The sequence below is a fragment of the Acinetobacter sp. YQ_14 genome (assembly GCF_043102985.1).
In the GTDB taxonomy this organism is placed as follows: domain Bacteria; phylum Pseudomonadota; class Gammaproteobacteria; order Pseudomonadales; family Moraxellaceae; genus Acinetobacter; species Acinetobacter venetianus.
In genome coordinates, this window is the sequence record NZ_JBICJJ010000015.1 from 147,607 (window position 1) to 159,216 (window position 11,610).

At 38.1% G+C, this 11,610-nt stretch carries 9 protein-coding genes and 1 pseudogene; 3 read left to right on the plus strand and 7 right to left on the minus strand.

Annotated features, from left to right (window positions below; all coding sequences use genetic code 11):
* Positions 1 to 21 precede the first annotated feature (21 nt).
* From ACF8D3_RS08390 to pheA, 3 genes are all read right to left on the minus strand, one after another.
* On the minus strand, positions 22 to 405 hold the full coding sequence (locus tag ACF8D3_RS08390; RefSeq protein ID WP_099948572.1) for a hypothetical protein: 384 nt from the start codon (positions 403 to 405) through the stop codon (positions 22 to 24).
* 267 nt (positions 406 to 672) lie between these two features.
* Complete coding sequence (locus tag ACF8D3_RS08395; protein ID WP_392471067.1) at positions 673 to 2,922, minus strand: bifunctional prephenate dehydrogenase/3-phosphoshikimate 1-carboxyvinyltransferase; 2,250 nt, start codon at positions 2,920 to 2,922, stop codon at positions 673 to 675.
* A 106-nt stretch (positions 2,923 to 3,028) separates the two neighbouring features.
* Positions 3,029 to 4,138, minus strand: a complete 1,110-nt coding sequence (pheA, locus tag ACF8D3_RS08400) for a prephenate dehydratase (protein ID WP_392471069.1) — start codon at positions 4,136 to 4,138, stop codon at positions 3,029 to 3,031.
* Positions 4,139 to 4,333: 195 nt separating this feature from the next.
* Here pheA and ACF8D3_RS08405 point away from each other — a divergent pair, with 195 nt between their 5' ends.
* Together ACF8D3_RS08405 and ACF8D3_RS08410 are read left to right on the plus strand one after the other, a co-directional pair.
* Entirely contained in the window at positions 4,334 to 5,281 is a 948-nt protein-coding gene (locus ACF8D3_RS08405; protein WP_392471070.1) for an alpha/beta hydrolase, read from the plus strand.
* A 288-nt stretch (positions 5,282 to 5,569) separates the two neighbouring features.
* Positions 5,570 to 6,170: pseudogene (locus ACF8D3_RS08410) on the plus strand (hypothetical protein).
* A 42-nt stretch (positions 6,171 to 6,212) separates the two neighbouring features.
* Here ACF8D3_RS08410 and ACF8D3_RS08415 read toward each other — a convergent pair.
* Positions 6,213 to 7,358: an acyl-CoA dehydrogenase family protein gene (locus ACF8D3_RS08415; RefSeq protein WP_392471071.1), complete on the minus strand. Its 1,146-nt coding sequence runs from the start codon at positions 7,356 to 7,358 to the stop codon at positions 6,213 to 6,215.
* Between the two features lie 247 nt (positions 7,359 to 7,605).
* Here ACF8D3_RS08415 and ACF8D3_RS08420 point away from each other — a divergent pair, with 247 nt between their 5' ends.
* Complete coding sequence (locus ACF8D3_RS08420; RefSeq protein WP_392471072.1) at positions 7,606 to 8,601, plus strand: glycosyl transferase family protein; 996 nt, start codon at positions 7,606 to 7,608, stop codon at positions 8,599 to 8,601.
* 120 nt (positions 8,602 to 8,721) lie between these two features.
* On the opposite strand, the gene ACF8D3_RS08425 is transcribed toward ACF8D3_RS08420, so the two are convergent.
* From ACF8D3_RS08425 to ACF8D3_RS08435, 3 genes are all read right to left on the minus strand, one after another.
* Positions 8,722 to 9,612 (minus strand): hypothetical protein, encoded by an 891-nt coding sequence (locus tag ACF8D3_RS08425; protein WP_392471073.1) that lies wholly within the window; start codon positions 9,610 to 9,612, stop codon positions 8,722 to 8,724.
* On the minus strand, positions 9,596 to 10,705 hold the full coding sequence (locus tag ACF8D3_RS08430; protein WP_392471074.1) for a DUF2515 family protein: 1,110 nt from the start codon (positions 10,703 to 10,705) through the stop codon (positions 9,596 to 9,598). Before ACF8D3_RS08430 ends, ACF8D3_RS08425 begins: the two co-directional genes overlap by 17 nt.
* 2 nt (positions 10,706 to 10,707) lie before the next feature.
* A partial coding sequence (locus ACF8D3_RS08435) for a DUF2345 domain-containing protein (protein WP_392471075.1) occupies positions 10,708 to 11,610 on the minus strand: 903 nt, incomplete at its 5' end.

Here is an 11,610-nt window from a genome sequence, read left to right on the forward strand (position 1 = left end):
TATAGAACTGAAAATGTATAGTTAAGATTTCCAAACAAAATCAGAAAAACTATGTTCAGCTTTTAAACTATTTTCAACAGCTTGAGCTAATTGACGAATGATGCTTTGTGTCTCAATACGTTCAAACCATGCTTGTTCTTGCTGCGGATTGGCTGAAATTTGACACAAGATATGTCCTTCCGTATCTTGCTGAGAACATAAAATAGAGAGTGGCAAATGATGGTTATCTATACGAACTTCAATCTTTTGATGTTCATGTCTAATGTGTTGAGCATCAAAACCATATTGTTCTAATTGCTTATACAATAACGCTGCTACATACTCTTGAGTAATGTAACATTCATTCGGTGGATGATCGATCAATCCATGTTTTGGGCAATCTGCTATGAATTGCAACGTTCTCATGGTATTCCCTCTATTTTTATGTTTTTAACTCTGGATCGCAGAGTAAAGCCTACTGCAGCGGTATGAATTATTATATATACAATTGTCTTTAATTGATTAGCCGATTGTCTTACTTCTTGTTCAAATTTTAGGAATTTCGACCCGATTAGATATGTACAAAACAAAACTTAATTATTTTTCAATAGAGATGAGAGATTTGAAACTTTATTGTTATAAATCAGCTTGAGATAGCAGCATTTATTGAATTAAATGCTGCTATCCTAAAAATTATTGGTTCACAACTTGTAAATCCAAACCAGCAGCATTTGCTAGTTCAGTAAAAGTTGGGAAACTAGTCGCAACCGTCTCTGTACCATGAATTGTAATCGCACCAGCGGTTCTTAAACCAGCAATACTAAAACTCATTGCTATGCGATGGTCATGGTGTGATTCAATCTCACCACCATTAAAGATTGCTGACCAGTCTCCTGACTTGCCTTTACCTTCGATAATGATACCGTCTTCTGTTGGCGTACAATCAATGCCCATGATTTTCAAGCCATCTGCCATCACTTGGATACGATCAGATTCTTTGACACGTAATTCAGCAGCTCCAGTTAATACTGTTTGACCTTCCGCACATGCTGCAGCAATGAATAATGCTGGGAACTCATCAATTGCTAAAGGTACTTGATCTTCAGGCATGTGAATACCCTTGAGTGTACGAGAACCTTTGATATGAATATCTGCGATAGGTTCGCCGCCTGCGATACGCTCATTTTCTACCGTCAAATCAGCACCCATCTGCTTAAGAATTTCGATCACACCAGTACGTGTTGGATTGATTCCAACAGCTTCAAGAACAACATCAGCACCTTCTGTGATTGCGGCACCCACCATGAAGAATGCAGCCGATGAGATATCAGAAGGAACTTGAATATCAGTACCGACTAACTTACCACCACCCTCAAGTGAGATTTTATTGCCTTCGGTTTTCACATCATAACCAAAAGCACGCAACATACGTTCTGTGTGATCACGCGTTGGCTCTGGTTCTGTTACCGAAGTTTCACCTTCAGCCCATAAACCTGCTAGTAAAATACCTGATTTAACTTGAGCAGAAGCCATTGGTAAGTCGTAATCAATACCCTTTAAAACTTGGCTACCCGTAATGCTAACTGGTGGTGTACCTTTCTCACCTGTGGTTTGAATTTGCGCTCCCATCAAACGCAATGGTTTTGCAATACGCTCCATTGGACGCTTAGACAGCGACGCATCACCTGTCATGACAGAATCAAATTTTTGAGCAGAAAGCATTCCAGACAACAAGCGCATACTTGTGCCTGAATTACCCATGTATAAAGCACCAGCAGGTGCTTTTAGACCTTGCATTCCAACGCCATGAATCGTCACTTCACCATTCTTTGGACCTTCGATACTCACTCCCATATCACGAAAAGCTTGGAGAGTTGCTAAAGCATCTTCGCCTTCCAAGAAACCTGTTACATGAGTTGTGCCTTCTGCAATCGCACCAAACATGATAGAGCGATGTGACACAGACTTATCACCTGGTACGGTGAATTTACCTGTAAATGTTTTCTTTCCGGGCAAAATGGTAAATTGCTGTGTCACCTTGTTTTTCTCCATCAAAGGTTTTTTGGCTAACATATGATTAAAGTGTTGGCGTGCAGCTTGCGCATGGCCAAGCAAACCCATCAATGCTTGTGAATCTTCTTGTTCAATCAGTTTCTTCAAAACTGATAACTGCTGTTCAAAACCCTCTACAGCATTCAAGATTGCAGTTTTATTGGCAAAGAAAATGTCATGCCACATCTGAGGATCGCTTGCTGCGATACGTGAGAAATCACGAAAACCACCTGCAGCATAGCGAAAAATGTCTAAATTATCTTCACGGTTTGCAAGCTGCTCAACCAAATTAAATGCCATCAAATGTGGTAAGTGGCTTGTATGTGCAAGCACTTCATCATGCTTCTTCACATCCATGCATATAACTTCTGCTTTTGCAGCAGACCATAGTTGAATCAACTTCTCAACAGCCCAATCTGCACTAGTCGGTAGTGGCGTCAAAATCACTTTATGATTGGCAAATAAATCAACTTTACCCGCATGCACACCTGTATGTTCGGCACCTGCAATTGGATGTCCTGGTACAAAACCTATAGGTAAATTTTCACCAAAGACCGCTTTAGCAGCTTCAACCACATTACCTTTAGTGCTACCAACATCTGTGATAATGACATTTTCAGTTAGGTAAGGTTTGATCTGTTCAAGTACTTTTTGCGTCGCTCTGACAGGTAAGGCTAAAACAATTAAATCTGCATCTTGAACAGCTTCTTCAGGTGTTGCATAACCGTATTGAATAAGCCCTAGTGTTTTGGCATCTTCTAATGTTTTTTTTGAGCGTGTTGACGCAACAATTTGACCAGCAAGCTGTTCTGCCACAATCACACGAGCAAGACTCGACCCTATCAGCCCAAGCCCAATAAATGCAACTTTCTTAAATAATGGTTGAGACATAAAACATTTTTGCCTATCTGAAAATCTCTCTAACCTCTCTTTAAAAAAGATCGGAAAGTATCTCCCTTTAAAAAGGGAGACTGGAACGGATTTAAAATAAATTGAACTATAAAACAGCGATAGGATATGAACCCAATACTCGCAATTCTTTTACATTAGGTCGAATTTCATCTAATGCTGCAGCTACATTTTCTTGATCAATATGCCCTTCCAAATCAATGAAGAAAACATAAGCCCATTTCTCAGGAAGCGCTGGACGAGTTTCAATACTAGTCAAACTAATTTTATGTTTGGCAAATGGCGCAAGGATTTCCAATAAAGCACCCGCACGATCATGTGCAGAGATCAGTAAAGACGTTTTATCATTACCACTTTGTGGAATTTTCTCGCGACCAATCACAAGGAAACGAGTCGTATTTTCAGGGTTATCTTCAATATTGCTATGTAATATCTCTAAGTTATACATACTTGCAGCAATATCTGATGCAATAGCGGCAGAATGCCACTCATTACGAATACGGCGAGCAGCTTCCGCATTTGAATTAAGCGCTACACGCTCTACACCTGGATAATGCGCATCTAACCATTTGCGACATTGAGCAAGGGTTTGTTGATGTGCATAAATCTGTTTGATGCTGTCTTTACGAGTATTTTCAGATACGAGAAATTGATGATGAATGCGAAGTTCTACTTCACCAATCACATTTAAAGTAGATGATTTAAAGCAATCTAAAGTGTGGTTTACGATACCTTCTGATGAATTCTCAACTGGAACAACACCATAATGCGCACCACCAGCTTCAACTTCACGGAACACTTCATCAATCGTTGGTAATGGGCGCACAACTGCATCTTTACCGAAATGTTTTAATACAGCTGAATGTGTATAAGTCCCTTCAGGCCCTAAGAAAGCAATACTTTGCGGTGCTTCAAGTGCTAAACAAGCAGACATAATCTCACGGAATAAGCGAGCCATTGTCGCATCAGAAAGTGGCCCCTGATTGCGCTCCATCACTTTACGAAGGACTTGCGCCTCACGCTCAGGACGATAAAACAATGGATTATCTTCAGCTGCAAACTTTGCCTTCGCTACAGCTTCAGCTAAAGAAGCACGACGGTTAAGTAATTCTTGGATTTGTTGATCAACACTATCAATATCGTCGCGAATTTGTTCTAAATTAAGTGAAGTCGATGTGTTTTGTCCATCGTTTACCATTGAATGCAGCCTCAGCAAAATCATCTATAAGAATGGATTACAATTCATCGTTGAATTGTTTATTCGGCTTAGTATAGCAATACTTTCACGCATTAAACACGATGAGTTTTAACTCTTTTTTATAAACATTCTTTATTGATAATGATTTTCATTATATATTAAATTCTTTTAGATTTTATTGTTGCGAACTCAATCATGTTCAAACTTTTTAGTATTTTGGCTTTCGCTATCATTACAAGCATTCATTCTACATCTGCCCAAGCAACTTCGGTGAATGAAAAAATAAATCATTCATTCACAAAGACTGAAAATAAACTAAGCTTTATATTAAACTCTAAATACACTGCACATGAATATCTAATCCAAGTTGCTGTTCCTACAACAGACACGCCAAAAGATGGCTTTCCAGTACTCTATCTACTGGACGGAAATGCTGCATTTGATAGTGCCACTAACATAGCAAAATCCGTTGGTGCTGGTGCTAATAAATTAGGTTTAAGTCCTGTAGCTGTAATCGCGATTGGTTATCCTAATCAAAGTACATTTGATGTTCAAAAACGCGCTTTAGACTATACCCCGAAAGCTTCTGCAAAATTTCAATCTGAAGCCAAATACAAATACGGAGGAGCAGATCAATTTTTTCAATTTATTGAAAAAGAGCTCAAACCTGAAATCGAGTCACGAATCAACGTAAATACAAAACAACAAAGCCTATTTGGACACTCATTTGGTGGGTTATTTATACTTCATGCGATATTTACTCAGCCACAAAGCTTTCAACGATACATCGCTGCAAGCCCTTCGCTATGGTTTGATGACTATATGCTTTTAGAAAAGCAAAATGATTGGTTGAATAAAAGAGATAAAACTAAATCACTGATGTTAATGACTACTGTTGGAACACATGAACATCGCAAAAATGCAACTCCTGATCTTCAATCTCAACAAAAGCAGAATCACTTTTATCAAAACTTCAAAAACCAACGTACCCAACAGTTTTTATACTGGGACTTCAAACACCCTGCTGAACAACATTTAACAAACATGTACGCAAGCTTACCAAAAGCAATCATGCTTGCTGGTTGTCAGCTAGAAAGTTGTGCGAATTTGTTTGATGAACCGATACAAGAAAACAATGAGTAAAATTTTCGGCCTTAGTTGACTAAGTTTAGTGAGTATCAATTTAACTGCATGTAGTGGTTGCCTAATGCGGGTTGTAATTGTAGCGATAACTCAAGTTACTTCATTACCTATGCAACAGAATGACCAATTGATCCAACGGCCAATTACACACTAAAAATGATAAAAACATTGAGTGTTTAAATGCTTTTAACAAAACATTTAAATCCAAATTTTCATTCTTGCTGAATTGGTTATAATCAAATTTTAAAAGACCAAATAGTAAAAATGAAAATAATAATCTCATTTCCAATGATTGTACTAAGTAGTTTAGGTTTAACAGGCTGTATTGGCTGCTATAACCCAAACGGCTGTGGCCGGGATGCTTCCCCTTATTTTTATACAACCACAACAACCCACGTTCGACATTTAATCGTTCCCTCACAAAGTAAACTCACCTATAAACTGATAGATTCAAAACAAATAGATCAACAATACAAAGCATTAGATGAGAGAAATTTGACTGAAATAGAACTTGCACCAAATACAGCAATGATCTGGGGAGGAACGCCAGTCACAACTTTTTTTACAGTTCTTCAATTCCGAGTTTAAAGGCTTTACTGCTTACCGTGTCGTAGACGCTGCCCCAGCGATAAACAATGAATTTGCTCAGTTATGGAAAAGTTGCGATGATCGCTTAGATGTTCTTTTAAAAGATCCAAACGATTGGTCTTTTAATCCCAAGAACATGGAAATCACGGGTTGTGGTGTAAATATTCAAAAGAGAAGTCAATACAATGATCATTGGCCAAATCAAGACAAGGCTGATGCTTTTCTAATTAAAATAAATCAAGCACTGCAAAAACAACCTAAGCAGCAGAATTATCCTATCGTTATTCTTTCATCAAAATAATCAAAACCAGCCTGCTGTTTTGAACAGGCTGATCTAAGTTAACTAGGCTTTACCAATCAATCCACGAGCTACGATCTCTTTCATGATTTCATTTGTTCCACCGTAAATACGCTGGATACGTGCATCAATGAAGAAACGTGAAATTGGATATTCGGTCATATAACCATAACCACCAAATAACTGTAGTAAATTATCTGCTACTTTCATTTGCATATCAGTACTAAAGCTCTTTAATGCAGCCGCTGTTTCCACATCTAATTTACCTTCAATGTAGAGCTCTACATTTTGGTTATAAAATGCAGCAGTTGCCAATTCATCAATTTTTGCTTGAGCTAAAACAAACCGCGTATTTTGGAATTGCGCAATTGCTTGACCAAACGCTTGGCGTTCTTTGACATAAGCCGTCGCTAAATCAATTGCACCACGAATTGCACCAAGTGCTGTAGAAGCAATTGCAGTACGCTCACGCGGTAATTCTTGCATTAAATAAGCAAAACCAGATCCAGCATTCCCAAGCAATTGATCTTTGGGTACTTTGACGTTATCAAAGAATAATTCAGATGTATCTTGTGAATGCAAACCGATCTTGTCTAAGTTCGTTCCCTTTTTAAAGCCTTCAAGATGTGTGTCTACGAGCATCAAAGACACACCTTTAGCACGCGCTTGCGGGTCTGTTTTCACTGCAAGAACAACTAAATCAGCATGTTGACCATTTGAAATAAAAGTTTTTGAGCCATTAAGAATATAATGATCATCTTGCAAAATTGCACTAGTACGCATTGCTTGTAAGTCAGACCCAGCACCTGGTTCCGTCATCCCAATTGCACCAACGACTTCACCTGAAACCATTTTTGGCAACCAATGCTTTTTCTGTTCTTCTGTAGCAATGTGTTGAATATATGGCGCAGCAATTTCAGAATGACATGAAATAGCTGTTGATAATGCGCAATAGCCTGCACGTGCAGACTCTTCAACTAACATCAATGAATAATGGGTAGGAACACCGTAGCCGCCATATTCTTCTGGTACATCTACACACAGGAATCCATTTTCACCTAACAATGTCCAAACTGAACGCGGCATAATGCCCTCGCGTTCCCACTGGTCGTAATGGGGAGCAATATTTTCGCTCATAAAGCGTTTAAAATTATCACGGAAGAGTTCCAAATCTGCATCGTAAGCTAACATCATTATTTCCTTTCGCTTTCTTTGTTTTAAAAATAAGTTCGCCGTCATGCTAATAACTTTTTTTCGAGATGTCATGTCCCGTTTGCATCAAATCACTAGACTCATTCGGTCAATAATTTTGTTTGCAATACGCTTTTCATAACGACAATTGTTTACTGATTAAACAGCTTCTTTCATTTTTTACGCTAAATACGTCACTTTTATGTCATATTGGTTTTAATTCTTAGCCATCGCTTTAAATACGATCATGAACACGAAACGAAATATTTACAAAACCGAAGAACATCCTTTTGCGCAATATGTTCGTATTTTAGGTAAAGGTAAAACTGGCTCTCGTTCACTTAGCTACGAAGAAGCTTATCAAGCTTTTAGCATGATCCTTAAAAATGAAGTACTTGATGTTCAACTCGGCGCTTTTCTTATGCTACTTCGCGTAAAAGAAGAATCTGTAGATGAACTTGCAGGTTTTGTTCAAGCTACTCGTGATCAACTCTCATTTAAACCTCTCGAAGTTGACCTTGATTGGTCCTCTTATGCGGGTAAGCGTAAACATTATCCGTGGTTCTTATTAGCCGCACTGACTCTCTCTCATCATGGTTACAAAATTGTGATGCACGGTGCATCAGGTCACACTATCAACCGCGTTTATACTGAACAAGTTTTAGAGTACTTGGGCTATACGATTTGCCAAAGTGAACATGATGTACAAAATCAGCTTGCTCAACACAATTTTGCATTTTTACCACTTGAAGTCATTTCACCAATTCTCAGTGAATTGATTTCACTACGTAATGTGATGGGGCTTCGTTCTCCAATTCATACGCTTGCTCGATTGATTAATCCTTTTGATGCTAAAGCGACTTTACAAGCAATTTTCCACCCTGCTTATCGTACTTCACATCAGCAAACGGCTTTTCGTTTAGGCTATCAAAAAAGTGCTGTCATTAAAGGTGAAGGTGGAGAGTTTGAACGTAATCCAGATGCAAAGACTTTAATTTGTGGAATTAAAAGCGGCGAATTATATGAACATGAATTGCCAAAATTAACACCAGACCGTAGCCCGATTGAAGAAGAATTAGACCTTGCTGTATTTAAAGCAGTTTGGATTGGCGAACAGTCTCATGAATATGGCGAATTAGCGGTCATCGAAACCATGGGAATCGCGTTGTATACCATGGGTGCTGTGAATAGTTATGATGAAGCGATGGAAATGGCGAAAGAGTTATGGAATAGTCGTTCCTAATAAAAAGCAATCCAAAATGATTTATATGCACTAGCTCAAACCTGATCCGACGGGTACCCATTTTTTAGTGTTCCTGTCAGGTTGAGTTTGAGCTAGCACACTTTAAATTAACTATATCTATTATTTCACATAATTCCAAACTTGAGGATCTTGATAGTTTTCATCTATTTTATATCCCTTCTGTTTCGCTTCTTCTTCTGCTTTAGTTCGTGATTGCTTATCTTCGATAAGAGAACTTTGAAATGCTTGTTCAAGCTCGTTAGCTGTCATTTCATCTGAATCTGAAATACTATTAAGCTCATCGTATCGAATTGTTTGAAAACTATAGCGCAACATATATTGTTCTTGATTCGATTCACTTATAGATGTTTGTTGTAATGTAATATCTAAAAGTATGTCATTAGCATAGACTCTATAGCCAATTGATTTTGCAGGAACATGACTTATTACTTTTTTCCACTCATCAAAAGTGAAAATATAAGCAGGATCTATTACCTCTCCGTTTCCCATTACATATTTTAAGTTATCCTCCTTTGAGATTCGAGGAGAAAAACGATAAAAGTAATTTTTCCATCCTGCTTGATTAATACGTTTCATCAAATCAACATAAGCAGCATACGCTTGTTCAGGGGGAACAAATTCCTCTTTAGTCAACCCTGCATTAATATCCAAAATTTGAATTCCGTCTTTCGATTTTGAAGAAAGTTGACTACCCAACACTGAAAACACGTTATCCAATATTAAACTGTTCGTTCCATTTTCAATTTTTATCTTAGCTAAATTCGGTGGTGAAAAATCTAATGAATGGAAGCTCATTCCTGCAGGCTGATGATCTACGTCTTCTTTACTATATTTTGAAAAATCCTGAACACCCTGTGCGCCAAAATGCAAAATATACTCTTGTGGTCTATTCATTTCTGAATTCTCATTTAAATTAGTGGTAGGCTGACAAGCGGATACAAATAAAGTAAAAATTAGAAAGAAAAATAATAATTTAAATTTTTCCATCATTACTATCACTCCCTACTTTAAACTCAGCTTTACTATTCCCCCAACCTGCGATGATCATTAGCTCTTTTTCTAAGAATTTACGACCTTTTTCATTCTGCATAAGACGATGATATTTTTCAGCCGCCTTTTGAATCCATTTCATGCGACTATCATAGTTCTCAACTTTTGTTCCTTCGATTGGCTCACTATACGCACTTTCAGGTAATTGAGATAATTCATTTGCAAGTCGCCCCTTATATTGTCCCAGTTTATTTTTCCTAACCACATCCGAGTCATAGTCACTAGATAAAACTAATGTACTTTCTGGTGTTCCTGTCGTACGTTGAATAATAGCTTGACCTTGTACTTTCCAATCTTTCCATACAACTTCCTGTAAAATATTTGACTGTTCTTGCACAGCAATAGTCAAAAGATGTAAAAAAAGATCTTTTGCAGAGGTTTTAAATTTTTTTTGTTCTGCAAGACTTTGTTTGAAAACTTGCTCAATAGCCGGTAATTTAGCAAATCCAATCATTATCTCATTTGTGCACTGTAAGTTGCTAATAACAGGGAGACAATTTGACCAAGGTAAATTCATAACCTCCTTTTTAATATGCCTATAATTAGAAACATTTCTCTGAACTTTACATTGATTAAATGAGAAGGATGAAGCACTCCATCCGTAATGCCATGGGGCTATATCCATAAATAGCCATAAGTTACCTTTAGCAAATGAATGTACTGGATCACGTACAAAACCTAAAGGTATCCACTTATATCCATTTCTTGTTAATCCATGTTTAAAAACTGCAGCGACTGTTTTAGATGCAAAAGCCCCTAGACCCATCCAATAGTAGCGCCCTTTTAACTGTTTATTTCCCGAAATCTCTTGCTCTAAATATATTTTTGCATATACAGAGGCTATACGACGTGCTCGGGCTTCATAGCCCGGTTCTAACTTATAAGTATTGGTCTTTTGATCCTGTAAGTTTGACAAACGCATAATGGCTTGCTGTTGATAAATCTCCCAAAAAGTAGAACAGTCACACTGTACTTCTTTACAACTATTCTCAGTCGTATTGGTATTGCTTTGCCACTCTAAACTTCCAATCATTTTTACTCCTGATCTCCATTAATGTCAGGGTCAACTTGTAAATTCATCCAATTCAACTCCAGCTTAAGCTCTTTTTCTTGTGGTGAATGGATACGCTTAGTCAATCCTTTCTTATTGGTCTGTGCCATAAAAGTTTCATCACCAGAACTAACTTTATAATCCATTTCTTTAAAAGGCTCCCCCGAAGGAAGTGTTAATGCAAACTGTTCATTAAATAACTCTAAGGCTGGTAACCCTTTAATATTTACACCTAATGCCTGACCTGTTTTAAACAAATGCTGCCCGGCCTTCACCTCAAACTTTCCACCTGTGGTCGGGAAAATACCTGAACCATCCAACTTGATCTGAGAACCACCCGCTGTAATCACAATCTCTTTCGGACTAGTGATCTCAATGCGGTCTTCGGTCGAAATAATCTGAATCCCTTGCTTAGCAAGCAAATCCATTCCATCTGACTGTGCCTGAACTTCAAACTTGCCTTTAGCAGCGACCTGCTTAATCCCACTCTGCGCGGCAAACAAGCTGATTCGGTTTTGTGCATGCGTAATCAGATTTTTCTGTGTACTTAAATTGATACTGTCGCCTGCAAACTTGTTGATCTGTCCATCCGCAGAAAGATGAATATCTTCATTGGTGCTTAGACCAATACCTGCTGGCGAGTTCAACAACAATAATGATTTTTTAAATTGGGCGATTTTTTCTTGAATCTGATCAGCAAAGTCTTTTAGCTGTTCTAACGATTCAATCTCATCCGTCTGTTGGTTCTTCGCCACTTCACTCAAGGCTTTGGCATTGCTCTGGTTGCCTTCCAGCTGTTGCTTAGCAGGTTGTGCATCAAGATGTTCACCTTCAGCTTGTTCTTGGCTATGAGTGGTGATGAGTAAGCCTTCACCTGCACGTACTGC

What these genes read in the sequence shown, in the direction of transcription:
- ACF8D3_RS08390 (WP_099948572.1), bottom strand. Translation starts at nt 405, where the DNA reads ATGAGAACGTTGCAATTCATAGCAGATTGCCCAAAACATGGATTGATC.
- ACF8D3_RS08395 (WP_392471067.1), bottom strand. Translation starts at nt 2,922, where the DNA reads ATGTCTCAACCATTATTTAAGAAAGTTGCATTTATTGGGCTTGGGCTG.
- pheA (WP_392471069.1), bottom strand. Translation starts at nt 4,138, where the DNA reads ATGGTAAACGATGGACAAAACACATCGACTTCACTTAATTTAGAACAA.
- ACF8D3_RS08405 (WP_392471070.1), top strand. Translation starts at nt 4,334, where the DNA reads ATGTTCAAACTTTTTAGTATTTTGGCTTTCGCTATCATTACAAGCATT.
- ACF8D3_RS08415 (WP_392471071.1), bottom strand. Translation starts at nt 7,358, where the DNA reads ATGTTAGCTTACGATGCAGATTTGGAACTCTTCCGTGATAATTTTAAA.
- ACF8D3_RS08420 (WP_392471072.1), top strand. Translation starts at nt 7,606, where the DNA reads ATGAACACGAAACGAAATATTTACAAAACCGAAGAACATCCTTTTGCG.
- ACF8D3_RS08425 (WP_392471073.1), bottom strand. Translation starts at nt 9,612, where the DNA reads ATGATGGAAAAATTTAAATTATTATTTTTCTTTCTAATTTTTACTTTA.
- ACF8D3_RS08430 (WP_392471074.1), bottom strand. Translation starts at nt 10,705, where the DNA reads ATGATTGGAAGTTTAGAGTGGCAAAGCAATACCAATACGACTGAGAAT.